This is a genomic window from Shimwellia blattae DSM 4481 = NBRC 105725 (assembly GCF_000262305.1).
In the GTDB taxonomy this organism is placed as follows: domain Bacteria; phylum Pseudomonadota; class Gammaproteobacteria; order Enterobacterales; family Enterobacteriaceae; genus Shimwellia; species Shimwellia blattae.
In genome coordinates this window covers 3,883,570-3,907,904 of record NC_017910.1, presented here as the reverse complement: position 1 = coordinate 3,907,904, position 24,335 = coordinate 3,883,570, and the positions used below count along the sequence as shown (strand labels likewise).

Here is a 24,335-nt window from a genome sequence, read left to right as displayed (position 1 = left end):
CTTCACCACATGGGGCGGTGCCAATGGACGTTTCTTATCTGCTTGATAGCCTGAATGACAAACAGCGCGAGGCGGTGGCTGCACCCCGCAGCAATATGCTGGTGCTGGCCGGTGCCGGCAGCGGTAAAACCCGGGTGCTGGTGCACCGGATCGCCTGGCTTATCTCGGTTGAGAACTGCTCCCCGTACTCGGTTATGGCGGTCACCTTCACCAACAAGGCGGCGGCAGAAATGCGCCACCGCATTGGCGAGCTGATGGGCACCACCCAGGGGGGAATGTGGGTCGGCACCTTCCACGGCCTGGCGCACCGCCTGCTGCGCGCCCACCATATGGATGCAAACCTCCCCCAGGATTTCCAGATCCTCGACAGCGAAGATCAGATGCGCCTGTTAAAGCGGCTCATCAAAGCGATGAATCTGGATGAAAAACAGTGGCCCGCCCGCCAGGCCATGTGGTTTATCAACGGCAAAAAAGATGAAGGGCTGCGCCCGCACCATATTGAGAGCTACGGGAACCCGGTAGAGCAAACCTGGCAGAAGGTGTATCAGGCGTATCAGGAAGCCTGTGACCGCGCCGGTCTGGTAGACTTCGCCGAGCTGCTGCTGCGCGCCCACGAACTGTGGCTCAACAAGCCGCATATTCTTAACCACTACCGCGAGCGCTTTACCAATATCCTGGTGGATGAATTCCAGGACACCAACAGTATTCAGTACGCCTGGATCCGCCTGCTGGCCGGTGATACCGGCAAAGTGATGATAGTGGGCGACGACGACCAGTCCATCTACGGCTGGCGCGGTGCCCAGGTGGAGAACATCCAGCGCTTTCTGAAGGACTTCCCCGGGGCGCAGACGATCCGCCTGGAGCAAAACTACCGCTCAACCAACACCATTCTCAGCGCGGCTAACGCCCTGATAGCCAATAACAACGGGCGGCTGGGCAAAGAGCTGTGGACCGACGGCGGCGACGGCGAGCCTATCTCTGTGTATTGCGCGTTCAATGAGCTGGACGAAGCGCGCTTTGTGGTCAACCGGATCAAAACCTGGCAGGAGAGCGGCGGCGCCCTGGAGCACTGCGCCATTCTGTACCGCAGTAACGCCCAGTCCCGGGTACTGGAAGAGGCGCTGCTGCAGGCCAGCATGCCGTACCGTATCTATGGCGGTATGCGCTTCTTCGAACGCCAGGAAATCAAGGACGCGCTCTCGTATCTGCGCCTGATTGCCAACCGTAACGACGACGCGGCCTTTGAGCGCGTGGTCAATACGCCCACCCGGGGCATTGGCGATCGCACCCTTGATGTGGTGCGCCAGACCTCCCGGGACCGCCAGTTAACCCTGTGGCAGGCGTGTCGTGCCCTTCTGCAGGAAAAGGCCCTGGCAGGCCGTGCCGCCGGTGCCCTGCAGCGCTTTATGGAGCTTATTGAAGCGCTGGCCCGGGAAACCGCCGACATGCCGCTGCATGTGCAGACTGACCGGGTTATCCATGACTCGGGGCTGAAGCTGATGTACGAGCAGGAAAAGGGCGAAAAGGGCCAGACGCGCATCGAAAACCTTGAAGAGCTGGTCACCGCCACCCGCCAGTTCAGCTACCAGGATGAAGACGAAGACTTAATGCCGCTCCAGGCGTTTTTATCACACGCGGCGCTGGAGGCCGGTGAAGGCCAGGCCGACACCTGGCAGGATGCGGTACAGCTGATGACGCTCCACTCGGCCAAAGGGCTGGAGTTCCCCCAGGTCTTTATGGTGGGCGTGGAAGAGGGCATGTTCCCCAGCCAGATGTCGCTGGAAGAGGGCGGACGCCTTGAAGAAGAGCGCCGCCTGGCTTATGTGGGGATCACCCGCGCCATGCAGAAACTGACCATCACCTATGCGGAAACCCGCCGTCTGTACGGCAAAGAAGCCTACCACCGGCCATCGCGCTTTATTGGCGAGCTGCCGGAAAACTGCATTGAGGAAGTGCGCCTGCGCGCCAGTATCAGCCGCCCGGCGAACCATCAGCGTATGGGCACCCCGCTGGCTGAGAGCGACAGCGGCTATAAGCTGGGCCAGCGGGTGCGTCATGCCAAATTTGGTGAAGGCACCGTTGTTAATCTGGAAGGCAGCGGCGAGCACAGCCGGGTGCAGGTGGCTTTCCAGGGGCAGGGGATCAAATGGCTGGTGGCGGCTTACGCCCGCCTGGAGACCGTGTAATGCGCGCCTTCACATTACCGCAAACAAGACGGGGATAAATTATCCACAGCCATCGGGTTGCATGTTGACGCCTATTTACGGCTGGCGTAACATGCGCCCACGATTACACAAAGAGGACACATGCCTTGGACACACCCAGTAGATGCTGGCTCAACTACCTGTTATCCAGGTACAACTTCTAAGGCTATCCTCATGTGCCGATAGCCTTAGTGGTTGTCGGCGGTCTGTTTCCCGTCGCATTGAGTCAGGCTGTTTGGTCTGAAACTCCTCTCGTTTCTGTGTGCCCATGGTTCCGTTCTGACGTTTTAGTATTGGGAGCCCCGGTCATGTTGAGCGCATTTCAGTTAGAAAATAATCGACTGGCCCGCATAGAGCTGGACGGGTCAGAGACGCTGACCAGTTCCGTGTGGGTTGATTTAGTAGAGCCGGATGAAGACGAGCGCGAACGCGTGCAAACGGAGCTGGCCCAGAGCCTGGCGACCCGTCCGGAGCTGGAAGACATCGAAGCATCCGCCCGTTTTTTTGAAGATGACGACGGCCTGCATATTCACTCCTTCTTCTTTTTTGAAGATGCCGATGATCATGCGGGTAACTCCACAGTGGCGTTTACCATCCGCAACGGCCGCCTGTTCACCCTGCGCGAGCGTGAACTGCCGGCTTTTCGCCTCTACCGTATGCGCGCCCGCAACCAGGCGATGGTAGACGGAAACGCCTATGAGCTGCTGCTGGATCTGTTTGAGACCAAAATCGAACAGCTGGCGGATGAAATTGAAAATATCTACAGCGACCTGGAAAAACTCAGCCGGGTGATTATGGAAGGCCAGCAGGGCGACGAGTACGATGAAGCGCTCTCCACCCTTGCTGAGCAGGAAGATATCGGCTGGAAGGTGCGCCTGTGTCTGATGGATACCCAGCGCGCCCTGAACTTCCTGGTGCGCAAGGCCCGCTTACCGGGCGGGCAGCTTGAGCAGGCGCGCGAGATCCTGCGCGATATCGAATCCCTGCTGCCGCACAACGAATCACTGTTCCAGAAAGTGAACTTCCTGATGCAGGCGGCCATGGGCTTTATCAATATCGAGCAGAACCGGATTATTAAAATCTTCTCGGTGGTGTCTGTGGTGTTCCTGCCGCCGACGCTGGTGGCCTCCAGCTACGGGATGAACTTTGAGTTTATGCCGGAGCTGCACTGGAGCTTTGGTTACCCTGCGGCGATTGTGTTTATGATCCTCGCCGGTCTGGCACCGTATCTCTATTTCAAACGCCGCAACTGGCTGTAAGCCACTGCGGATAAAAAAGCCCGGCTATCATCGATAACCGGGCTTTTTTTCTGGTGGGGGATTATTTCCGGCTCAGCCGCCGCTGGGTATACAGGGCATCGATAATAAAAATCGCCAGCGCAGCCCAGATAAACCCGAAGGTGACCAGCTTATCCGGCCCGGGCACCTCCCCGTAAAACACAATCGCCAGCAGAAACATCAGCGTCGGGCCAATGTACTGAAAGAAGCCCAGGGTGGAGAGCCGCAACCGGGTAGCGGCTCCGGTAAAGCACAGCAGCGGCACGGTGGTTATCACCCCGGCGGCCAGCAGTAACAGATTCAGGCTGGCCGGATTACTCCCCATATGGCTGGTGGGGCTGTCGGCGATGCCAAACAGATAAATCGCCGCAAACGGCAGCAGCCACAGGGTCTCTGCCAGCATGCCGGTTTGGGCATCCACGGCAATTTTCTTACGCACCAGCCCGTAAAACGCGAAGCTGAAAGCCAGCCCCAGCGCAATCACCGGTAACGAGCCAAAGGTCCACAGCTGGATAACCACCCCGGCGGCTGCCAGCAACACCGCCAGCCACTGCATAGGCCGGAAGCGCTCGCCGAGAAATAACATCCCCAGCAGCACATTCACCAGCGGGTTGATAAAGTACCCGAGGCTCGCCTCCAGCATATGGTTATGGTTCACCGCCCAGATAAACAGCAGCCAGTTCCCGCCAACCAGCACCGCCGAGAGCGCCAGCGCCAGCAGTTTTTTCGGCATCTTGCGGATCTTGCTGACCTGTTGCCACTGGCGGCTGGCGGTAATCAGCACCAGCATAAAGAAGAACGACCAGATAATACGGTGCGTGAGGATCTCATCCGCAGGCACCGCCTGGATCAATTTAAAATAGGCCGGAGCAACGCCCCAGATAAAATAGGCGGCAATAGCGAGGATAACCCCCTGCCGCGATTGTTTCGGATCCATGTGCGCTACAAGCCAGAGAAAAGTAGCCGGAGTGTAGCAGGATTTGGGCTCTCACCCCACCATATAGGTGGCGGTGGTGGTGGCAATGTGCAGCTGCTCTTCGTTGTGCAGCTCCACCCGCGCCACGGCAACTTTGTTCCCGGCCCGCAACAGGGCTGCGCTGGCGGTAAAGCGAGTTCCCCGCCCGGGGCGCAAATAATCTACCCGCAAATCAATGGTGCCCATACGCGCTAACCGGCGGTGGAGCTCCTCTTCGCTGATGGGATCATAGCGGCTGAGCGTATTGCCGACACAGACCAGCCCCGCCGCCACATCCATGGCCGAGGCGATAACGCCGCCGTGCAGTATTTGCTGAGCCCAGTTGCCTATCATCATCGGTTGCTGGCTGAACACCAGCCGGGCGGAGACCGCATCAAAATGCGCCAGCTCCAGCCCCAGGGCACGGTTAAACGGCATCTGGTAGATAAACATATCGCCGACCATTTTCATCACGGTATCGGCAGGTAACAGTGCGGCAGTCAAAATAACCTCCAGAGTGGTCGGATCAGTCCGAATGTTATAATGATGTTTATTTTTTAAATTGCAATTGTTGTGGTTAAGGATTAGTAAAGCTACTGAAGTTTTTGCAAAATTAATGGTTAAATTGCCACAAAGGACTTTTAAATTATAACGATCAGGAGACGACGGTTTATGAAACACTGGGTAGCAAAAGTAACGGCGGCGAGCCTGCTGTCGGGTGCCGGAGTGGCTTTTGCAGCTGAAGATACCGTGCGTGACCCCCAGGAGACCAAAGGCAGCATTATGCATAATCTGCTGCAATCCTATGATTCTCCCTTTGTTCTCTACCCCTACGAAAGTAACTACGCCATCTACACCTGGACCAGCGACCTCAATAAAGAGGCGATAAGCTCCTACAACTGGTCAGAACATGCCCGCAAAGATGAGGTGAAATTCCAGATAAGCCTGGCATTCCCCCTGTGGCGCGGTATTGCCGGGGATAATTCGGTGCTGGCGGCCTCCTACACCCAGCGCTCGTGGTGGCAGCTGTCTAACAGCCACGAGTCTGCCCCGTTTCGCGAAACCAACTACGAGCCGCAGCTGTTCCTGGGCTGGGCCACGGACTACCGCTTCGGGGAGTGGACATTACAGGATGTGGAAGTGGGCTATAACCACCAGTCGAATGGCCGCTCAGACCCCACATCCCGCAGCTGGAACCGGCTATACACCCGCCTGGCGGCGAAAAATAACCACTTCCTGGTGGAGGTAAAACCCTGGTATGTGCTGGGTGACAGCAACGATAACCCGGACATCACGAAGTATATGGGCTACTACCAGCTCAAACTGGGCTATGAGCTGGGTGACTGGATCCTGAGCGCCAAGGGGCAATATAACTGGAACACCGGCTACGGCGGCGCGGAGCTGGGTGTCAGCTACCCGATAACCAAACATGTCAGGGTTTACAGTCAGTTATACAGTGGATACGGCGAATCGCTGATTGACTATAACTTTAACCAGACCCGGATAGGTATCGGGGTTATGCTTAACGATGTGTTTTAACCATTGCAGTTTCGCAAACGGGCGCTGAAAATAGCGCCTGTTTTGTTTTTTAGCAACGGGGTGAATGTGGCAGAGGCGGAAGTGTTAAATCAGGTATCGCTGGCGAAACAGGTCCTGCAGGAGACCTTTGGCTACCAGCAATTCCGCCCGGGCCAGGAGGCGATTATTGACGCCATCCTCGGCGGCCAGGACTCCCTGGTGGTGATGCCCACCGGCGGCGGGAAGTCACTCTGTTATCAGATCCCGGCCCTGATCCTCGACGGGCTTACGGTGGTGGTCTCGCCGCTGATTTCGCTGATGAAAGATCAGGTAGACCAGCTACTGGCGAACGGTGTCCCCGCCGCCTGTCTGAACTCCACCCAGAGCCGCGAACAGCAGCTGGCAGTGATGAACGGCTGTCGGCACGGGGAGATCCGCCTGCTGTATGTGGCCCCGGAGCGGCTGATGATGGACAGCCTTATCGACCAGCTCAGCCAGTGGAAACTGGCGCTGCTGGCGGTGGATGAGGCGCACTGCATTTCCCAGTGGGGCCACGACTTCCGCCCGGAGTATGCGCTGCTCGGCCAGTTGCGCCACCGCTTCTCTGAAGTGCCCTTCGTGGCGCTGACCGCCACCGCAGACGATACCACCCGCCTTGATATTGTCCGGCTGCTGGGGCTTAAGGACCCGCTTATCCAGATAAGCAGCTTCGACCGCCCCAACATCCGCTATATGCTGATGGAGAAATTTAAACCCCTCGACCAGCTGATGCGCTATGTGCAGGAGCAGCGCGGAAAGTCCGGCATTATTTACTGCAACAGCCGGGCGAAGGTGGAAGACACCGCCGCCCGCCTGCAAAGCCGCGGTATCAGCGCCGGGGCATACCATGCGGGGCTGGAAAACGACATCCGCGCCCGGGTGCAGGAGCAGTTCCAGCGCGACGATTTGCAAATCGTCGTGGCCACGGTGGCCTTCGGCATGGGGATTAACAAACCCAACGTGCGCTTTGTGGTGCACTTTGATATTCCGCGTAATATCGAATCCTACTATCAGGAAACGGGCCGCGCCGGGCGTGACGGGCTGCCCGCAGAGGCGATGCTGTTTTATGATCCGGCCGATATGGCCTGGCTGCGCCGCTGCCTGGATGAAAAGCCCTCCGGGCCGCTCCAGGACATTGAACGCCATAAGCTCAATGCCATGGGCGCCTTTGCCGAGGCGCAAACCTGCCGCCGCCTGGTGCTGCTGAACTACTTTGGCGAAGGCCGCCAGGAGCCGTGCGGCAACTGCGATATCTGCCTTGATCCGCCGCGCCGTTATGACGGCCTCAAAGATGCCCAGAAAGCGCTATCGGCCATTTACCGGGTAAACCAGCGCTTCGGCATGGGGTACGTGGTGGAGGTGCTGCGCGGCGCTAACAGCCAGCGTATTCGCGACAACCGCCATGACAAGCTGCCGGTATACGGCATTGGCCGGGAGCAAAGCCACGAACACTGGGTCAGCGTTATCCGCCAGCTTATTCACCTGGGGCTGGCCACCCAGAACATTGCCCAGCATTCGGCGCTGCAACTGACCGAGGCGGCCCGCCCGGTATTGCGCGGTGAAACGCCGCTGATGCTGGCCGTGCCGCGGGTGGTCGCGCTCAAACCCCGGGCGATGCAGAAATCTTACGGCGGCAATTATGACCGCAAGCTGTTCGCGAAGCTGCGCAAACTGCGTAAAGCCATTGCGGACGAAGAAAATATCCCGCCTTATGTGGTATTCAATGATGCCTCGCTGATTGAAATGGCCGAGCAGATGCCGCTCAGCCCCGGTGAAATGCTCAGCGTAAACGGGGTGGGCACGCGCAAACTGGAGCGTTTCGGGCGGCCATTTATGACCCTGATCAGGCAGCATGTGGATGGCGACGACGAGGAGTAGTCAGCCCCGGTAAAAAGTGCCAATATAGTCAGCCTGATCTTCTTCTCTATTCCCAGAGTCTTCTATGTTGATGCTTTTTTTAACGGTGGCATTAGTGCATCTGATTGCGCTGATGAGCCCGGGGCCGGACTTTTTCTTCGTTTCCCAGACGGCGGTAAGCCGCTCGCGACGAGAGGCAATGCTGGGCGTGCTGGGGATAACCGTCGGCATTATGGTCTGGGCGGCGGTCGCCCTGCTGGGGCTGCATATTCTGCTGCAAAAAATGGCCTGGCTGCATAATGCCATTATGATAGGCGGCGGCCTGTATCTGTGCTGGATGGGCTACCATATGCTGCGCAGCGCACTGCAAAAGAAAACCGGCACGCAGGACACCCCCGTTGTGGAGCTGGCCCACAATGGCTGGCGCAGTTTCCTGCGCGGGCTTCTCACCAACCTCTCTAACCCGAAGGCGATTATCTACTTCGGCAGCGTATTCTCCCTGTTTGTGGGCGACAGCGTTGGCCATACCGAGCGTATCGGGCTGTTTGTGATGATTGCGCTGGAGACCTGCGCCTGGTTCAGTACCGTGGCCTGCCTGTTTGCGCTTCCGGCCATGCGCCGGGGTTATCAGCGCATGGCTAAGTGGATCGACGGCATGGCGGGGGGGTTATTCACCCTGTTTGGCATCCACCTGATTATTTCCCGCTAAACACCCGGGCGCGCGGCGCTGGCCGTGCGCCGTCTGGCCCTATCTGAAACTCCCCGGGCTGGCGCTTTTATGCCACAATGTCTTATTGTCGCTGGTGGGAATATCCACCGGCAAAAAAGCCAATCTACACGCACGGAAGTTTATAGCCATCTATGTTAAAAGGTAAAAATAGTTGGTTTTACAGGGAAAAATGCTTCGCGGCATTTACCGTTGGCCCGCTGACCGCGTTCTGGCAATTACGGGAAGAGGGCGAATTTACGGGTGTTGAGGGGGTCCCGATACGCTTCGTGAAGTTCTGCGCCGCACACCATGACCGGGTGGTGGTGATTTGCCCGGGGCGCATTGAAAGCTACGTCAAATACGCCGAGGTCGCCTACGACCTGTACCAGCACGGTTTTGATGTATTAATTATCGATCACCGGGGCCAGGGGCGATCCGGACGCCTGCTGACGGATACCCATCGCGGCCACGTGGTCAGATTCAGCGACTATGTAGACGACTTCGAAACCTTCTGGATGCAGGAGGTCATGCCCGGACCGTGGCGTAAGCGCTATCTGCTGGCCCACTCCATGGGCGGGGCGGTGAGCGTGCTGTTCTTACAGCGCCACCCCCAGGCCGCCGATGCGGTGGCCCTGTGTGCACCGATGTTCGGCATTATTATTCGCTTCCCCGACTGGGTAGTGCGCCATATTCTGGACTGGACCGAAGAGCGTGCCCACCTGCGCGATAATTACGCCCTCGGCACCGGCCGCTGGCGGGCGCTGGGGTTTAGCCTCAATGTGCTGACCCACAGCAAGGAGCGCTACCGGCGTAATGTGCGCTTCTATGCGGATGAACCGGCAATCCGGGTGGGGGGGCCAACCAACCACTGGGTGCGGGAAAGCCTGCTCGCCGCAGAGCAGGTGATGGCCGGGGCCGCTGATATCACCGCACCGTTATTATTGATCCAGGCGGCTGAGGATCACGTGGTGGAAAACGCCGCCCACGATCGCTTCTGCGCCGCCATGGCGGAGGCAGGCCACCCGTGTGACGGGGGGCAGCCGTTAGTTATCCCCGGCGCGTACCATGAGATCCTGTTTGAAAAGGACACTATGCGCGCCGCCGCGCTGACTGCCATTGTTGATTTTTTCAAACGGCATTAAGCGCTTTCGCCCGGCGGCGTGTCCGCCGCATCTTCTATGACCAGAGGGTAAATTCATTTTATGTACCAGATTGTCGCATCTGATTTAGACGGCACGTTATTGTCCCCCGACCACCTGTTAACCCCCTACACCCGACAAACACTGCAACAGCTCACGGCCCGGGGCGTGCATTTTATCTTTGCCACCGGGCGCCACCATATCGACGTAGCCCAGTTGCGCAGCAGCCTGGGTATCGACGCATTTATGATAACGTCCAACGGTGCCCGGGTGCATGACAGCGCCGGTAATCTGGTGTTTTCCCATGATCTGGCCCCCGAAATCGCCCAGGATCTGTACAACGTGGTCTACCACCGGCCGGATATCTATACCAATGTCTACCGTGGCGATAACTGGTATATCAACCGCCTGCGCCCGGGGGATATGGACTATTTCAGAGAGAGTGTCTTTACCTGCCAGACCTTCCAGCCCGGAATGCTGGAGACCGACGGGGTCAGCAAGGTATACTTTACCGGCCATGACCATGAGACGCTGCTGCCCCTGGAAGAGGCGATCAACGCCCGCTGGGGTGACCGGGTAAACGTGAGCTTTTCAACGCTCACCTGCCTGGAAGTGATGGCCGGGGGTGTCTCCAAAGGCCACGCGCTGGCGTCCGTGTCGCGCAAAATGGGGGAGAGCCTGGCCTCGTGTATTGCCTTCGGTGACGGAATGAACGACCAGGAGATGCTGACCATGGCCGGCAAAGGCTGCATTATGGGAAATGCCCATCAGCGCCTGAAAGACCTGCTGCCGGAGCTGGAAGTGATTGGCTCCAACCGGGATGATGCCGTGCCCCGTTACCTGCGCAAAATGTATGCGATAGGCTGATTTTCCTGCCCGCTGACGAGTGGCGTATTTATGACCACTCGTCAACCTTGTTTCCCGCTACAATGGCCGCTGTTGACTGACTCCGGGGGCTGTTGTGCCACTACTGATTATTACCACCATTCTGTGGGCCTTTTCGTTCAGCCTGACGGGCGAGTATCTGGCAGGCCATGTGGACAGCTACTTTTCTGCCCTGGTGCGGGTGGGGCTGGCGGCGCTGGTCTTTTTGCCGTTTTTACGCCGTGGCGGGCAAAAACCACGGGTACTGGCCCTGTATATGCTGGTGGGGGCGCTACAGCTCGGGGTGATGTATATCCTCAGTTTCCGGGCCTATTTGTACCTCACGGTGCCGGAATTTTTACTGTTCACCATTTTTACCCCGCTGTATGTCACGCTTATTTACGACCTGCTCAGCAGGCGGCCGTTACGCTGGGGTTATGCCCTGAGCGCCCTGCTGGCGGTGATTGGTGCGGCTATCATTCGCTATGACAGGCTCAGTGACCATTTCCTGCTGGGGCTGCTGCTGGTTCAGCTGGCTAATATCTGTTTTGCCATTGGCATGGTGGGCTATAAACGCCTGATAGAGCTCTACCCGGTGGCGCAGCATACGGCATTTTCGTGGTTCTACCTTGGCGCCTTTCTGGTGACGGTGGTGGCCTGGTTTATCTTCGGCAACCCGCAGCATTTACCCACCACTGGCCTGCAGTGGGGGATCCTGGTCTGCCTTGGGGTGGTCGCCTCCGGGCTGGGGTATTTTATGTGGAACTACGGCGCCACCCAGGTGGACGCCGGTACGCTCGGGATCATGAATAATGTGCATATCCCGGCAGGCTTACTGGTGAATTTCCTGATCTGGCAGCAACAGCCGCACTGGCCTGCGTTTATTACAGGCGGGGCTGTGATACTCGCTTCCCTGTGGGTGCACCGGCACTGGGTTGCGCCACGTTGCGCACCCGCGGCAGATAATCGCAGGCGTGCTGCCGGGCCGAGTGAATAAACGCCTCTACCGCCGGCTGGCGCTGTTCCCCGTCACGCACGGCGGCGTACAGCCGGCTCCATAACCCCTCGCCCAGGCGCTTTGTCACCACCAGCCCCTGGCGCTCAAACGACTCCACCACCCAGTGCGGCAGCGCCGCTATCCCCATTTTTGCCGCCACCATCTGAATCAGCAGCAGGGTGTTATCGACACTTTTCAGCTGCGGGCTGATGCCCGCCGGTTGCAGGAAGTGGCGCCAGATATCCAGGCGCTGGCGCTGCACCGGGTAAATCAGCAGGGTTTCACAGGCCAGATCCTGCGGGGTGATATGGGCCCGCTGCGCCAGCGGATGGTCAGCGGCCAGCACCAGGCGCACTTCATAGTCGAACATGGGGGAATAGTGCAGGTTGCTGCGCGGCAGAATATCGGAAGTCAGCACAATATCCAGCTCCCCCTGTTGCAGGGACGGCTGGGGATCAAAGGCAACACCGGATGTAAAGTCCACCTCCACCTGGGGCCAGGCGGTACGGAAATTTTCCAGCGCCGGGGTCAGCCACTGGATACAGCTGTGGCACTCGATAGCCATACGCAGCCTGGCCTGCCGGGGCTCATGGCACGCCTGCAGTGCCTGGCTGATTTGCGGTAACACTTGCTCTGCCAGCCCCAGTAACACCTCCCCCTGGGGGGTAAAGCGCAGCGGCTGACTTTTACGCACAAACAGGCGAAAACCCAGGCGCTGCTCAAGGTCAGAAAACTGGTGAGAAAGGGCAGACTGGGTCTGATGCAGCGACGCCGCCGCCGCGGCCAGCGAACCGCAATTACGCAGGGCCTGTAAGGTCCGCAAGTGTTTTATCTCGATCATGAATGTTGTTCACCCGGCTATGAAGATATTGCGCTTGAGGAATATACACTACCTGCTGATTATGGATGTGTAAACATCTGGACGGCTAAACATCCCGATTTCATTCATCGTGCTGACAGGAAAAAGAACATGACCATAATTAACCATACTCTTGGTTTTCCCCGCGTTGGCTTGCATCGCGAGCTGAAAAAGGCCCAGGAAAGCTACTGGGCGGGCAGCACTACCCGCGAGCAGCTGCTGGAGACCGGCCGTGAACTGCGCGCCCGCCACTGGCAACAGCAAAAAGACGCCGGTATCGACCTGCTGCCGGTGGGGGATTTTGCCTGGTACGATCATGTGCTGACCACCAGCCTGATGCTGGGGAATGTACCGCCCCGCCACCAGAACGCCGACGGCCATATTGATATCGACACCCTGTTCCGCATAGGGCGCGGCCGTGCCCCGACCGGCGAGCCTGCGGCGGCGTCGGAAATGACCAAATGGTTTAACACGAACTACCACTACATAGTGCCGGAGTTCACCCGTGGCCAGCAGTTTTCCCTGAGCTGGACCCAGTTGCTTGATGAAGTCGACGAAGCGCTGGCGCTGGGCCATAACGTGAAGCCGGTACTCCTCGGGCCGCTGACCTGGCTGTGGCTGGGCAAAGTGAAAGGCGAACCCTTCGACCGCCTGGAACTGCTGGCGTCTGTATTACCGGTGTATCAGCAGGTGCTGGCCGCCCTGGCGGCGCGCGGTATCGAATGGGTGCAGATTGACGAGCCCATCCTGGTGCTGGATTTGCCCGACCCGTGGCGCCAGGCGTATCTGCCCGCCTATCAGGCACTGGCAGGCCAGGTAAAACTGCTACTGACCAGCTATTTCGAAGGGGTGACCCCGAACCTGGATGTGATAACCGCACTGCCGGTACAGGGGCTGCATGTGGATCTGGTCCTGGGGGATGATGAAATACACACCCTGCACCAGCGCCTGCCTGAGGGCTGGGTGCTCTCGGCGGGCCTGGTCAATGGCCGGAACGTGTGGCGTGCGGATCTGAGTAAACAGTTTGCCCGGGTGAAGGGGCTGGTGGGCCAGCGCCCGCTGTGGGTGGGATCTTCCTGCTCGCTGCTGCACAGCCCCATCGATCTGAGCGTGGAGACCCGCCTGGATGATGAGGTGAAAAGCTGGTTTGCCTTCGCCCTGCAAAAGTGTACGGAGCTGGCCCTGCTGCGTGATGCCCTGAACAGTGGCGATACCCGGGAAATCGACCAGTGGAGCGCGCCGGTGCAGGCCCGCCGTCACTCGCCCCGGGTGCATAACCCGGCGGTGGCCGCACGCCTGGCGGCAGTCACCGCCCGCGACAGTGAACGCAACCAGCCCTACGCCCGGCGGGCAGAAGTGCAGCGCGCCCGGTTTTCACTGCCGGACTGGCCGACCACCACCATCGGCTCTTTTCCCCAGACCACGGAGATCCGCGGCCTGCGGCTGGATTTCAAACGCGGCCGTCTGGATGCCAGCGGCTACCGTACCGGCATTGCGACTCATATCCGCCAGGCTATTGCGGAGCAGGAGCGGCTGGGGCTGGATGTCCTGGTCCACGGGGAGGCGGAGCGTAACGACATGGTGGAATACTTTGGCGAGCATCTGGACGGTTTTGCCTTTACCCAGAACGGCTGGGTGCAGAGCTACGGCTCGCGCTGTGTAAAACCCCCGGTGGTGATTGGCGATATCAGCCGCCCGGCGCCGATTACCGTTGAGTGGGCCAGATATGCCCAGTCCCTGACCGACAAACCGGTAAAAGGGATGCTCACCGGGCCAGTGACCATTCTGTGCTGGTCCTTCCCCAGGGAAGATGTCTCCCGGGAGACCATCGCCAGGCAGATAGCCCTGGCCCTGCGTGATGAGGTGGCGGATCTGGAGGCGGCCGGTATCGGAATTATTCAGATTGATGAACCGGCCCTGCGGGAAGGGCTGCCCCTGCGCCAGCGCGACTGGCAGGCGTACCTGGCCTGGGCGGTGGAGGTCTTCCGCCTGAATGCGGCAGTAGCCCGGGACGACACCCAGATCCACACCCATATGTGTTATTGCGAGTTTAACGACATCATGGATTCGATAGCGGCGCTGGATGCGGATGTGATAACCATTGAGACGTCACGTTCAGATATGGAGCTGCTGGAATCCTTTGAAGCGTTTGAATATCCTAATGAGATTGGCCCCGGGGTCTATGATATTCACTCACCCAATGTGCCGAGCGTGGCGTGGATTGAAAACCTGCTGCAAAAAGCCGCCCGGTATATCCCGGCACAGCGCCTGTGGGTGAACCCGGACTGTGGGCTGAAGACGCGCGGCTGGCCGGAAACCCGCGCGGCGCTGGCGAACATGGTGACGGCGGCGAAAAACCTGCGCCGCGCCTGACTGCGAGCCCCCGTGACGGATAACGGGGGCCAGTTAGCTCCGGGTTAGCGGCTTTTACCATAGCGGGCGAACCATTCCAGCATACGTTGCCAGCCATCCTCCGCTGAGGCCTGGTGGTAGCTGGGGCGGTAGTCCGCATTAAAGGCGTGCCCGGCATCCGGGTAGACCACAATCTCTGCCCGGGCGTTGGCGGCACGCAGCGCCTGGCGCATGGTCTCCACGCTCTCCTGGGGGATGCTGGTATCCTGCGCGCCATACAGCCCCAGCACCGGCGCGCTGAGCTGGGTTGCCACATCGACCGGGGGCTGCGGTGAATTCAGCGTTTTGTCGCCGGTGAGGCGGCCATACCAGGCCACGGCGGCTTTTAACTGCGGGTTATGGGCTGCATACAGCCAGGTAATGCGCCCGCCCCAGCAGAAGCCGGTTATCATCAGGCGCGTGGTGTCCCCGCCATTTCTGCCCGCCCAGCTGGCCACATGATCCAGATCCGCCAGAACCTGGCTATCCGGCACCTTTGCCACAAGCCCGGTCAGCAGGCTCTGGATATCGTCAAAGTCACTGGCGTCCCCCTGGCGGAAGTAGAGCTCCGGCGCTACCGCCAGATACCCCTCCCGGGCCAGGCGGTGGCAGATATCGCGAATATGCTCATGAACGCCAAAAACCTCCTGAACCACAATCACAATCGGCAGCGGGCCGTCGGCATGTTCCGGGGCGGCAACATAGGCAGGCATACTGTCCCCGCGGCTGGGCACGGTGGTCTCGTGGGCGGTAATACCTTGTGTGGAGGTCTGTATCGGTGCTGTGGCAATGGGGGAAGCCGCAGGGGCGTATTTCGCTTCGGTATTATTATGTGTTGTGTTGTCTGTCATGGCATTCTCCGTACCCGTGGTATAGCGCAGTGAGTTAACTATAGACTGTGTTATTTGCGCCGCAAAAGTCGCCAGGCGACCACAGCGGATAGCCAGTGAAGATTTTAATTTGTGATCTTCTTCAACTTTAAAATCTCATCAAATGTAATTTGTTTCATTTGAAGTGAACTGACTCACGAAATATTCCCCGGGGCTTCGGTAGAGTGTGACGTTGCTAACCGGATAACTGACCCGTAAAGGAGTTCGCCATGTCTCAGTCTGATGTTTTTCACCTTGGGCTCACCAAAAATGATTTACAGGGTGCCACGCTGGCAATTGTTCCCGGGGATCCGCAGCGGGTGGAAAAGATAGCCGCGCTGATGGACAACCCGGTGCTGCTGGCGTCTCACCGCGAGTTTACCTCCTGGCGCGCGGAGCTGGACGGCAAAGCGGTGATTGTCTGCTCTACCGGTATTGGCGGCCCGTCCACCTCGATTGCGGTAGAAGAGCTGGCCCAGCTTGGGGTACGCACCTTCCTGCGGGTGGGCACCACGGGCGCTATTCAGCCGCATATTAATGTGGGCGACGTTCTGGTGACTACCGGCTCGGTGCGCCTGGACGGGGCCAGCCTGCACTTCGCCCCGCTGGCGTTCCCGGCAGTGGCTGATTTCAGCTGCACCACCGCCCTGGTGGAGGCCGCCCGTGCCGTGGGTGCGACCACCCATATCGGGGTAACGGCCTCTTCAGATACCTTCTACCCGGGCCAGGAGCGTTACGACACCTTCTCTGGCCGGGTCACCCGTGAATTCAAAGGCTCCATGGCGGAGTGGCAGTCCATGGGCGTGATGAACTATGAAATGGAATCCGCAACGCTGCTGACCATGTGCGCCAGCCAGGGGCTGCGCGCGGGGATGGTGGCCGGGGTGATTGTTAACCGCACCCAGCAGGAGATCCCCAACGCCGAAACCATGAAGCAGACCGAAAGCCACGCGGTACGCATTGTGGTGGAAGCCGCCCGCCGCCTGCTGTAACGCTTTTAACGGTGGTCTGGCGAGTCGGCAGACCACCGTTTATCAGACCCGCATCGCGTTTTTTATCTGGACATTCATACAGCATCACCTTAGTTTTCCTGACGGGTACTGCAGGACAGGGGGCGTTGTGGATCTCACCATTATTTATCTTATTGTGGCTGTGGCGGCGGGTATGGCCATCGGCTGGCTGGCCTGCGGGCTGAACGGGGCACGCCAGAAGGCGGCGGAACAGGAGGCCCAGCGCGATATCTGGGGGGAGCTGATGGCAGCCCGCCAGGCACTGGAGCAGAACGCCCACTGGCGGGAAGAGTGCGAACAGCTCAACCGCGAATTGCGCAATCAGCTGGAAATTAACAGCGCCCAGGAGGCGGATCTGCGCGAAATGGCCACCCGCCTGGAAGAGGGCCGTCTGCGGGCCGATGAGAAAGTCCGCCAGATGATCAACAGCGAGCAGCGCCTGGCCGAACAGTTTGAAAATCTCGCAAACCGGATCTTTGAACAGAGCAGCCGCCGGGTGGATGAGCAAAACCGCCAGAGCCTGACCGGCCTGCTGACGCCGCTGCGCGAACAGCTGGACGGGTTTCGCCGCCAGGTGCAGGAGAGCTTTGGTCAGGAAGCCCGTGAGCGCCACACCCTGGCCTATGAAATCCGCAACCTGCAGCAGCTCAACACCCGGATGGCCGAAGAGGCTCTTAACCTCACCCGCGCCCTGAAAGGGGATAACAAAGCCCAGGGGAACTGGGGCGAAATGGTACTCACCCGGGTGCTGGAGGCCTCCGGCCTGCGTGAAGGCTATGAGTACCAGACCCAGGTCAGTATTACCCTGGAAGGCAACACCCGCATGCAGCCGGATGTGATTGTGCGCCTGCCCCAGGGCAAAGATGTGGTGGTGGATGCCAAAATGGCGCTGGTGGCCTATGAACGCTACTTTAACGCCGACGATGACCAGACCCGCGAGGCGGCGCTGAACGAGCATATAGCGGCGATTCGTAACCATATCCGCCTGCTGAGCCGCAAAGATTACCAGCAGTTACCGGGCCTGCGCTCCCTTGACTATGTGCTGATGTTTATCCCGGTGGAGCCTGCGTTTCAGGTGGCGATCGCCCGCCAGCCGGAGTTGCTTAATGAGGCCCTGAAAAACAATATTATGCTGGTAAGCCCCACCACATTGCTGGTGGCGCTGCGCACGGTGGCAAACCTGTGGCGGTATGAACACCAGAGCCGCAATGCCCAGCAAATCGCCGAACGGGCGGCCCGTCTGTATGACAAAGTACGCCTGTTTATTGATGATATGACCGCCATGGGGCAAAGCCTGGATAAAGCCCGGGATAAATACCACACCGCCATGAATAAGTTATCTCAGGGGCGGGGGAATATTTTGCTTCAGGCTGATGCCTTCCGGGAGCTGGGGGTGGAAGTGAAACAGGAAATTAACCCGGAACTGATGGACCAGGCGCGCCAGAAAGCGGATGATAATTCACCTCCCGGAGAAGCTGACACCGGCTATGAGGCAACGCAGCACTACCAGGCACAATATCGTTGAGGCCGCCAGCCGGCGGGCCGCCTGAACCGTAGGGCAATCAACGCATATCTGTTACACTTCACAAACATTTACTGATAAACAGGCATTGAGATGGTTGAGGATACACAAGAAACGACGCATTTTGGCTTCCGTACTGTAGCTAAAGCCGAAAAAGAAGATATGGTTGCCCACGTCTTTCACTCTGTGGCTGCAAAGTATGATGTCATGAACGATCTGATGTCATTCGGGATCCACCGTATCTGGAAGCGGTTCACCATTGACTGCAGCGGCGTGCGGCGTGGCCAGAAGGTGCTCGATCTGGCAGGCGGCACCGGCGATCTTACCGCCAAATTTTCGCGGCTGGTGGGGGAGACCGGAGAGGTTGTTCTTGCAGATATCAACGACTCAATGCTCAAAATGGGCCGGGAAAAACTGCGCAACATCGGTATCGTGGGCAACGTAAACTACGTGCAGGCGAATGCGGAAGAGCTGCCCTTTCCGGACAACACGTTCGACTGTATCACCATCTCTTTTGGCCTGCGTAACGTCACCGACAAAGACAAAGCGCTGCGCTCGATGTTCCGCGTGCTGAAGCCGGGCGGACGCCTGCTGGTGCTGGAGTTCTCCAAACCGGTGTTTGATCCGCTCAGCAAAATTTATGATGCCTATTCATTCCACGTTCTGCCGCGCATTGGCGAAATGGTCGCCCAGGATGCAGAGAGCTACCGCTATCTGGCGGAGTCTATCCGCATGCATCCGGACCAGGAGACCCTCAAGGGGATGATGGAAAACGCCGGGTTCGAAAACACCACCTATTTCAATCTGACGGCGGGGATCGTCGCTTTACACCGTGGATATAAGTTCTGAGTCAGGAGGACAAATGCCGCTACTTCCGGTAATGACGGCCGCCCTTGAAGGCGGGCTGAATGCGGCGCTGTACCGCAACCGGGCGCTGAAACCCGCCCGGCAGCGTCTGGCGGGCAAGGTGCTGCGCCTGGACGTACAGTATCTTCCGGGGCCGCTGGTGCTGGTCTTTAGCGAGCAGCAGCTGGATGTGGTGGGCCAGTGGGAAGGCGAGGCGGACTGCCGGGTGGTGACGCAACTGACCACCTTAACGAAGCTCCGCGATCGCCGGCAACTGACCGGCCTTATCCGCAGCGGCGAGCTGGAAGTCCACGGCGACATTCAGGTGGTACAAAACCTGGTGGCGCTGCTGGATCTGGCTGAATTTGACCTCGCTGAGGTGCTCTCTCCCTGGACTGGCGATATTGTCGCCGAAGGGATAAGCCGGGTGATGAAAACCGGCGGCCACTGGTTACAGCGCACCGCCGCGCGCCAGCAGCGTTATCTGGCTGAGTCGCTCACTGAAGAGTGGCGCCTGGCCCCGGGCCCGCTGGAAGTGGCCTGGTTTGCCGGGGAAGTGGATGCCCTGGAGCGCGCAACGCAGGCGCTGATGACCCGTCTGGAGAAACTGGAGAGCAAATGACGCCTGGTGAAATGCGGCGCCTTTATTTTATCGTCCGCACATTTTTGAGTTACGGGCTCGATGAACTGATCCCCGTAATGCGCATTACCCTGCCGCTGCGTCTCGGGCGGCGGCTGCTGTTCTGGATGCCCAACCGCCATAAAGATAAACCGCTCGGCGAGAGGCTGCGCCTGGCATTACAGCAGCTGGGCCCGGTGTGGATAAAATTCGGGCAGATGCTCTCTACCCGCCGGGATCTGTTTGCGCCGCACATTGCGGACCAACTGGCCCTGCTACAGGACCGGGTTGCCCCGTTTGACGGCGCGAAAGCGCAGCAGCAAATCGAGCAGGCCATGGGCGGGAAGCCGGTAGAAGCCTGGTTTGATGATTTCCAGGTGCAGCCGCTGGCCTCCGCCTCGATTGCCCAGGTACATACCGCCCGCCTGAAAGAGAACGGCAAAGAGGTGGTCATTAAGGTGATCCGCCCGGATATTCTGCCGGTTATCAAAGCGGACATGAAACTTATCTACCGCATTGCCCGCTGGGTGCCACGCCTGCTGCCCGATGGCCGCCGCCTGCGCCCGGTAGAAGTGGTGCGTGAATACGAAAAGACCCTGCTGGATGAGCTGAACCTGGCCCGGGAGGCGGCAAACGCCATTCAGTTGCGGCGCAATTTTGAAGACAGCCCGATGCTGTACATCCCGGAAGTCTATGCGGACTACTGCAACGAAGACATGATGGTGATGGAGCGCATCTACGGGGTGCCGGTGTCGGACACGGCCACGCTGAACAAAATGGGCACCAACATGCAGCTGCTGGCTGAGCGCGGCGTACAGGTGTTTTTTACCCAGGTGTTTCGCGACAGCTTCTTCCATGCGGATATGCACCCGGGGAATATTTTTGTCAGCTACGAGCACCCGGAAGATCCCAAATATATCGGTATTGATTGCGGGATTGTCGGCTCCCTGAACAAGAACGACAAACGCTACCTGGCGGAAAACTTTATCGCCTTTTTTAATCGCGATTACCGCAAAGTGGCGGAGCTGCATGTGGATTCCGGCTGGGTTCCGCCGGACACCAACGTGGAAGAGTTCGAGTTTGCTATCCGCACCGTGTGTGAGCCGATTTTTGAAAAGCCCCTGGCGGAGATCTCGTTTGGCCATGTGCTGATGAATCTGTTCAATACCGCCCGGCGTTTTAACATGGAAGTGCAGCCCCAGCTGGTATTACTCCAGAAAACCCTGCTGTACGTTGAGGGGGTAGGGCGCCAGCTGTATCCACAGCTGGACCTGTGGAAAACCGCCAAACCGTTTCTTGAATCCTGGATCCGCGATCAGGTGGGTTTACCGGCTCTGTTCCGGGCGTTTAAGGAAAAAGCACCCTACTGGGTGGAAAAAATGCCGGAAATTCCGGAACTGGTTTACGACAGTCTGCGCCAGAGCAAACAATTACAGCTCAGTATTGATAGAATTGCAGGCGAAATGCGCCAGCACCGCACCCGTCAGAGTCAGTCCCGCTATTTATTCGGCATTGGGGCGATATTCATGATGAGCGGGACATTATTGCTGATCTTCCGGCCCGATCCTTTATGGGCACCGGTGGGGATGATGGCCGCCGGTATCCTGAGCTGGATAACCGGGTGGCGGCGCGCTGGCTGAATTTAAAGCGGCATTCTGCGGTGCTGTACCGTATAATGCCAGGGACGGAACCACTACTTTCAGAGGAACATTATGGGCGGCATCAGTATCTGGCAATTATTAATTATTGTTGTCATTGTTGTTTTGCTTTTTGGCACCAAAAAACTCAGCTCCCTTGGCTCTGATCTTGGCGCATCCATCAAAGGCTTTAAAAAAGCGATGAATGACGACGACGCAACAGACAAACAGAAATCGGCACCGGATGCGGATTTCACAGCAAAATCGCTCTCTGAAAAAACCGGCGACGCACAGAAAGACGAAGCGAAGAGCAAAGATAAAGAGCAGGTGTAATTCGTGTTCGACATCGGTTTTAGTGAACTGATCCTGGTTTTTGTCATCGGTCTGGTGGTGCTGGGCCCCCAGCGCCTGCCGGTGGCGGTCAGAACCGTGGCGGGGTGGATCCGGGCATTACGCTCACTGGCCACCACTGTGCAGGGGGAGCTGAGCAAAGAGCTTAAGCTCCAGGAGTTCCAGGACAGTCTGAACAAAGTAGAAAAAGCCAGCAAGGCCAGCCTTGGCAATCTCTCCCCGGAGCTGAAAGCCTCCATGGACGAACTGCGGGAAGCGGCTGAATCTATGAAACGCTCTTACTCCCACAACGATCCGGAAAAAGCCAGCGATGAAGAGCACGCTATTGTGCACCCGCATACTGCACCCGGTGAGCCGGAGAGCCCGGTAAACACGGGTACAGAGCATGACCCGGCCGTGGCGCACACTGAGAGCGCAGCGCCGCAGGCTGTGGTGCCCAAAAAAGACGATGCCGTCGCGGCTCCGACACCTTCTCAACCTGGCGATAAATCCTGAAAATGGCTGTTGATGATACCCAACCGCTCATCAGTCACCTGATTGAGCTTCGCAAACGTCTGCTGAATTGCATTATCGCAATTCTGGTAATTTTCCTGTGTCTGGTCTATTTCGCTAACGATATCTACCAGCTGATCTCCGCACCGCTGATAAGCCAGATGCCGCTGGGCGCAACGATGATAGCAACCGATGTTGCATCGCCGTTCTTCACCCCGATCAAGCTGACCATTATGGTGTCGGTGATTTTGTCTGCCCCGGTGATCCTCTACCAGGTGTGGGCGTTTATTGCCCCGGCCCTGTACAAGCACGAGCGCCGCCTGGTGGTGCCGCTGCTGGTATCCAGCACCCTGCTGTTTTATATCGGCATGGCGTTCGCCTACTTTGTGGTGTTCCCGCTGGCCTTCGGCTTTCTGACCAAAACCGCCCCTGCCGGGGTGGTGATATCCACGGATATTACCAACTACCTTGATTTCGTCATGGCGCTGTTTATGGCGTTCGGGGTGTCGTTTGAGGTGCCGGTCGCCATTGTGCTGCTGTGCTGGATGGGGGTCACCACACCGGAAGATTTGCGCAAAAAGCGCCCCTATGTTCTGGTGGGTGCGTTTGTGGTGGGGATGCTGCTCACACCGCCGGATGTCTTCTCCCAGACGCTGCTGGCCATTCCAATGTACTGCCTGTTTGAGGTGGGGGTATTCTGTTCACGCTTCTATGTAGGTAAGCGACGCATACCGCAAGAGGACGAAGAGCAGGATGAGCCCGCAGCAGACAGTGCGGACACAGAATCAAAACAGTAACCATCAGCCGCCTGCTCAGGCGGCTTTTTTTTGCGGCTTATCAGGAAATATTTAATGTTTGATATCGGCGTTAATCTGACCAGCAGCCAGTTTGCCAAAGACACAGACGCAGTCGTGGCCCGGGCCCGGGAGGCCGGGGTGAGCGGCATGCTGATAACCGGCACTAGCCTGGAAGAGAGCATGGCCGCCTGCCGCCTGGCCCACCGTTACCCCGCATGCTGGGCAACAGCCGGGGTTCACCCCCACGACGCCAGCCACTGGCAGGCGAGTACCGCCGGGCAACTGGCGGCCCTGGCCGCGGACCCCCGGGTGGTGGCGATTGGCGAGTGCGGGCTGGATTTTAACCGTAACTTCTCCACCCCGGCGGAGCAGGAGCGGGCTTTCAGCGCCCAGCTGGCGCTGGCGGCAGAGCTGAAGATGCCGGTATTTATGCACTGTCGGGAGGCGCACGGCCGGTTCCTGGCGCTGCTTGACCCGTGGCTGGATAAGCTGCCGGCGGCGATACTGCACTGCTTTACCGGCACAGAGGCTGAAGCCCGGGAGTGTCTGGCGCGCGGCCTGTTCCTTGGGATCACCGGCTGGGTGTGTGATGAGCGGCGTGGGCTGGAGCTGCGGGCGCTGCTGCCGGTTATCCCGGCACATCAGCTGCTGCTGGAGACAGACGCCCCCTGGTTATTACCGCGTGATATGCAGCCGAAGCCGAAATCCCGGCGCAATGAACCGGCCTTTCTCGGCCATATTTTGCAGCAAGTGGCGGCCTGGCGCGGGGAAGATCCCCGCTGGCTGGAGCAGACACTGGATGCCAACGTACAGCGGATATTCAAAGTACGGTTCTGAGGTTACGCTTTGCGAAAATCCGTATTGCGCACGCTCTGCATGACCTGCTTATTCAGCAGGTTGAGCAGCAGCATGGAGCGGGTTTCGCCGTCCGGCTCGGTAAAAATGGCTTCCAGCCCTTCGAAGGCGCCGTCAGTGATAACCACGTTATCGCCCGGCCACGGGGTATCCGGATCGACCACATCTTCTGTGGGCCAGTTACTCAGTTGCTGAATTACATCGATAGGCACCGTCGCCGGGAGCGTGCCAAAACGCACAAAATGGCTCACCCCACGGGTAGAGCTGATGGTCGTGGTGTGGATATGCTCGGGGTCAAACTCAATAAACAGATAGTTAGGAAAGAGCGGCTCACTGACTGCGGTGCGTTTACCCCGGACCATTTTTTCAAGCGTGATCATTGGCGTCATGCAGTTAACCTGCTGGCGTTCGAGGTGTTCCCGGGCCCGTTCTATCTGGCCGCGTTTGCAGTACAGTAAATACCAGGATTGCATAAGAACTCTTTTCTTGTGGTCTGGGGCGCAGAATAACAAAACCACCGTCTTAACG

Annotated in this window: 24 protein-coding genes; 19 read left to right on the top strand and 5 right to left on the bottom strand. The window is 58.5% G+C overall.

Annotation, left to right across the window (positions count from 1 at the left end; genetic code table 11):
- Window positions 1–23: 23 nt before the first annotated feature.
- The 3 genes from uvrD to corA all read left to right on the top strand — a co-directional run bounded on the left by uvrD (window position 24) and on the right by corA (window position 3,463).
- The gene (uvrD, locus tag EBL_RS18270; RefSeq protein WP_002444208.1) at window positions 24–2,186 is read left to right on the top strand and encodes a DNA helicase II; all 2,163 of its coding nucleotides are present in this window, start codon (window positions 24–26) and stop codon (window positions 2,184–2,186) included.
- Between the two features lie 125 nt (window positions 2,187–2,311).
- Complete coding sequence (ysgD, locus tag EBL_RS20960; protein WP_373278484.1) at window positions 2,312–2,368, top strand: YsgD/CorL family protein; 57 nt, start codon at window positions 2,312–2,314, stop codon at window positions 2,366–2,368.
- Between the two features lie 144 nt (window positions 2,369–2,512).
- Window positions 2,513–3,463: a magnesium/cobalt transporter CorA gene (gene corA / locus EBL_RS18265; protein WP_002444210.1), complete on the top strand. Its 951-nt coding sequence runs from the start codon at window positions 2,513–2,515 to the stop codon at window positions 3,461–3,463.
- A 61-nt stretch (window positions 3,464–3,524) separates the two neighbouring features.
- Here corA and rarD read toward each other — a convergent pair whose 3' ends face one another.
- Both rarD and EBL_RS18255 read right to left on the bottom strand, forming a co-directional pair.
- Window positions 3,525–4,418: an EamA family transporter RarD gene (rarD, locus tag EBL_RS18260; protein WP_002444212.1), complete on the bottom strand. Its 894-nt coding sequence runs from the start codon at window positions 4,416–4,418 to the stop codon at window positions 3,525–3,527.
- A 51-nt stretch (window positions 4,419–4,469) separates the two neighbouring features.
- Window positions 4,470–4,907 (bottom strand): thioesterase family protein, encoded by a 438-nt coding sequence (locus EBL_RS18255; RefSeq protein ID WP_034920512.1) that lies wholly within the window; start codon window positions 4,905–4,907, stop codon window positions 4,470–4,472.
- A gap of 201 nt (window positions 4,908–5,108) precedes the next feature.
- Between EBL_RS18255 and pldA the strand changes: the two genes are divergently transcribed.
- The 6 genes from pldA to EBL_RS20195 all read left to right on the top strand — a co-directional run bounded on the left by pldA (window position 5,109) and on the right by EBL_RS20195 (window position 11,559).
- A complete protein-coding gene (gene pldA, locus EBL_RS18250; protein WP_002444216.1) occupies window positions 5,109–5,975 on the top strand; it encodes a phospholipase A in 867 nt (288 codons plus the stop codon).
- 66 nt (window positions 5,976–6,041) lie between these two features.
- The gene (recQ, locus tag EBL_RS18245) at window positions 6,042–7,871 is read left to right on the top strand and encodes an ATP-dependent DNA helicase RecQ (RefSeq protein WP_014716240.1); all 1,830 of its coding nucleotides are present in this window, start codon (window positions 6,042–6,044) and stop codon (window positions 7,869–7,871) included.
- Between the two features lie 64 nt (window positions 7,872–7,935).
- A complete protein-coding gene (rhtC, locus tag EBL_RS18240; RefSeq protein ID WP_002444221.1) occupies window positions 7,936–8,559 on the top strand; it encodes a threonine export protein RhtC in 624 nt (207 codons plus the stop codon).
- Window positions 8,560–8,711: 152 nt separating this feature from the next.
- Window positions 8,712–9,701, top strand: coding sequence for a lysophospholipase L2 (pldB, locus tag EBL_RS18235; RefSeq protein WP_002444223.1), 990 nt, complete (start codon window positions 8,712–8,714; stop codon window positions 9,699–9,701).
- Window positions 9,702–9,761: 60 nt separating this feature from the next.
- A complete protein-coding gene (yigL, locus tag EBL_RS18230; protein ID WP_002444224.1) occupies window positions 9,762–10,565 on the top strand; it encodes a sugar/pyridoxal phosphate phosphatase YigL in 804 nt (267 codons plus the stop codon).
- A 94-nt stretch (window positions 10,566–10,659) separates the two neighbouring features.
- Window positions 10,660–11,559, top strand: coding sequence for a carboxylate/amino acid/amine transporter (locus EBL_RS20195; RefSeq protein WP_002444227.1), 900 nt, complete (start codon window positions 10,660–10,662; stop codon window positions 11,557–11,559).
- Here the strand turns inward: EBL_RS20195 and metR are convergent.
- On the bottom strand, window positions 11,447–12,400 hold the full coding sequence (metR, locus tag EBL_RS18220; RefSeq protein ID WP_002444229.1) for an HTH-type transcriptional regulator MetR: 954 nt from the start codon (window positions 12,398–12,400) through the stop codon (window positions 11,447–11,449). The genes EBL_RS20195 and metR overlap by 113 nt on opposite strands.
- Window positions 12,401–12,529: 129 nt before the next feature.
- Between metR and metE the strand changes: the two genes are divergently transcribed.
- The gene (metE, locus tag EBL_RS18215) at window positions 12,530–14,791 is read left to right on the top strand and encodes a 5-methyltetrahydropteroyltriglutamate--homocysteine S-methyltransferase (RefSeq protein ID WP_002444231.1); all 2,262 of its coding nucleotides are present in this window, start codon (window positions 12,530–12,532) and stop codon (window positions 14,789–14,791) included.
- Between the two features lie 44 nt (window positions 14,792–14,835).
- On the opposite strand, the gene EBL_RS18210 is transcribed toward metE, so the two are convergent.
- A complete protein-coding gene (locus tag EBL_RS18210) occupies window positions 14,836–15,660 on the bottom strand; it encodes a dienelactone hydrolase family protein (RefSeq protein ID WP_002444233.1) in 825 nt (274 codons plus the stop codon).
- A 248-nt stretch (window positions 15,661–15,908) separates the two neighbouring features.
- On the opposite strand from EBL_RS18210, the gene udp reads away from it, so the two are divergent.
- From udp to tatD, 9 genes are all read left to right on the top strand, one after another.
- Window positions 15,909–16,670: a uridine phosphorylase gene (gene udp, locus EBL_RS18205; RefSeq protein ID WP_002444235.1), complete on the top strand. Its 762-nt coding sequence runs from the start codon at window positions 15,909–15,911 to the stop codon at window positions 16,668–16,670.
- 127 nt (window positions 16,671–16,797) lie between these two features.
- On the top strand, window positions 16,798–18,213 hold the full coding sequence (gene rmuC, locus EBL_RS18200; RefSeq protein ID WP_002444238.1) for a DNA recombination protein RmuC: 1,416 nt from the start codon (window positions 16,798–16,800) through the stop codon (window positions 18,211–18,213).
- Window positions 18,214–18,303: 90 nt separating this feature from the next.
- Window positions 18,304–19,059 (top strand): bifunctional demethylmenaquinone methyltransferase/2-methoxy-6-polyprenyl-1,4-benzoquinol methylase UbiE, encoded by a 756-nt coding sequence (gene ubiE / locus EBL_RS18195; protein ID WP_002444240.1) that lies wholly within the window; start codon window positions 18,304–18,306, stop codon window positions 19,057–19,059.
- Window positions 19,060–19,072: 13 nt separating this feature from the next.
- Window positions 19,073–19,678: a ubiquinone biosynthesis protein UbiJ gene (ubiJ, locus tag EBL_RS18190; protein WP_002444242.1), complete on the top strand. Its 606-nt coding sequence runs from the start codon at window positions 19,073–19,075 to the stop codon at window positions 19,676–19,678.
- Window positions 19,675–21,315, top strand: a complete 1,641-nt coding sequence (ubiB, locus tag EBL_RS18185; protein ID WP_002444244.1) for a ubiquinone biosynthesis regulatory protein kinase UbiB — start codon at window positions 19,675–19,677, stop codon at window positions 21,313–21,315. Before ubiJ ends, ubiB begins: the two co-directional genes overlap by 4 nt.
- Before the next feature lie 72 nt (window positions 21,316–21,387).
- A complete protein-coding gene (tatA, locus tag EBL_RS18180; protein ID WP_002444246.1) occupies window positions 21,388–21,645 on the top strand; it encodes a Sec-independent protein translocase subunit TatA in 258 nt (85 codons plus the stop codon).
- Between the two features lie 3 nt (window positions 21,646–21,648).
- Window positions 21,649–22,158: a Sec-independent protein translocase protein TatB gene (gene tatB / locus EBL_RS18175; RefSeq protein ID WP_002444248.1), complete on the top strand. Its 510-nt coding sequence runs from the start codon at window positions 21,649–21,651 to the stop codon at window positions 22,156–22,158.
- 2 nt (window positions 22,159–22,160) lie between these two features.
- Complete coding sequence (gene tatC, locus EBL_RS18170) at window positions 22,161–22,952, top strand: Sec-independent protein translocase subunit TatC (protein ID WP_002444250.1); 792 nt, start codon at window positions 22,161–22,163, stop codon at window positions 22,950–22,952.
- A 54-nt stretch (window positions 22,953–23,006) separates the two neighbouring features.
- Complete coding sequence (gene tatD, locus EBL_RS18165; RefSeq protein WP_002444252.1) at window positions 23,007–23,789, top strand: 3'-5' ssDNA/RNA exonuclease TatD; 783 nt, start codon at window positions 23,007–23,009, stop codon at window positions 23,787–23,789.
- 2 nt (window positions 23,790–23,791) lie between these two features.
- Here the strand turns inward: tatD and rfaH are convergent, their stop codons facing one another.
- Window positions 23,792–24,280 carry a transcription/translation regulatory transformer protein RfaH gene (gene rfaH / locus EBL_RS18160; protein ID WP_002444253.1) on the bottom strand — a complete coding sequence of 163 codons (489 nt, stop codon included), beginning with the start codon at window positions 24,278–24,280 and terminating at the stop codon, window positions 23,792–23,794.
- Window positions 24,281–24,335 lie beyond the last annotated feature (55 nt).

What these genes read in the sequence shown, in the direction of transcription:
- uvrD (WP_002444208.1), top strand. Translation starts at nt 24, where the DNA reads ATGGACGTTTCTTATCTGCTTGATAGCCTGAATGACAAACAGCGCGAG.
- corA (WP_002444210.1), top strand. Translation starts at nt 2,513, where the DNA reads ATGTTGAGCGCATTTCAGTTAGAAAATAATCGACTGGCCCGCATAGAG.
- rarD (WP_002444212.1), bottom strand. Translation starts at nt 4,418, where the DNA reads ATGGATCCGAAACAATCGCGGCAGGGGGTTATCCTCGCTATTGCCGCC.
- EBL_RS18255 (WP_034920512.1), bottom strand. Translation starts at nt 4,907, where the DNA reads ATGAAAATGGTCGGCGATATGTTTATCTACCAGATGCCGTTTAACCGT.
- pldA (WP_002444216.1), top strand. Translation starts at nt 5,109, where the DNA reads ATGAAACACTGGGTAGCAAAAGTAACGGCGGCGAGCCTGCTGTCGGGT.
- rhtC (WP_002444221.1), top strand. Translation starts at nt 7,936, where the DNA reads ATGTTGATGCTTTTTTTAACGGTGGCATTAGTGCATCTGATTGCGCTG.
- pldB (WP_002444223.1), top strand. Translation starts at nt 8,712, where the DNA reads ATGTTAAAAGGTAAAAATAGTTGGTTTTACAGGGAAAAATGCTTCGCG.
- yigL (WP_002444224.1), top strand. Translation starts at nt 9,762, where the DNA reads ATGTACCAGATTGTCGCATCTGATTTAGACGGCACGTTATTGTCCCCC.
- metR (WP_002444229.1), bottom strand. Translation starts at nt 12,400, where the DNA reads ATGATCGAGATAAAACACTTGCGGACCTTACAGGCCCTGCGTAATTGC.
- metE (WP_002444231.1), top strand. Translation starts at nt 12,530, where the DNA reads ATGACCATAATTAACCATACTCTTGGTTTTCCCCGCGTTGGCTTGCAT.
- EBL_RS18210 (WP_002444233.1), bottom strand. Translation starts at nt 15,660, where the DNA reads ATGACAGACAACACAACACATAATAATACCGAAGCGAAATACGCCCCT.
- udp (WP_002444235.1), top strand. Translation starts at nt 15,909, where the DNA reads ATGTCTCAGTCTGATGTTTTTCACCTTGGGCTCACCAAAAATGATTTA.
- ubiE (WP_002444240.1), top strand. Translation starts at nt 18,304, where the DNA reads ATGGTTGAGGATACACAAGAAACGACGCATTTTGGCTTCCGTACTGTA.
- ubiJ (WP_002444242.1), top strand. Translation starts at nt 19,073, where the DNA reads ATGCCGCTACTTCCGGTAATGACGGCCGCCCTTGAAGGCGGGCTGAAT.
- ubiB (WP_002444244.1), top strand. Translation starts at nt 19,675, where the DNA reads ATGACGCCTGGTGAAATGCGGCGCCTTTATTTTATCGTCCGCACATTT.
- tatA (WP_002444246.1), top strand. Translation starts at nt 21,388, where the DNA reads ATGGGCGGCATCAGTATCTGGCAATTATTAATTATTGTTGTCATTGTT.
- tatC (WP_002444250.1), top strand. Translation starts at nt 22,161, where the DNA reads ATGGCTGTTGATGATACCCAACCGCTCATCAGTCACCTGATTGAGCTT.
- tatD (WP_002444252.1), top strand. Translation starts at nt 23,007, where the DNA reads ATGTTTGATATCGGCGTTAATCTGACCAGCAGCCAGTTTGCCAAAGAC.
- rfaH (WP_002444253.1), bottom strand. Translation starts at nt 24,280, where the DNA reads ATGCAATCCTGGTATTTACTGTACTGCAAACGCGGCCAGATAGAACGG.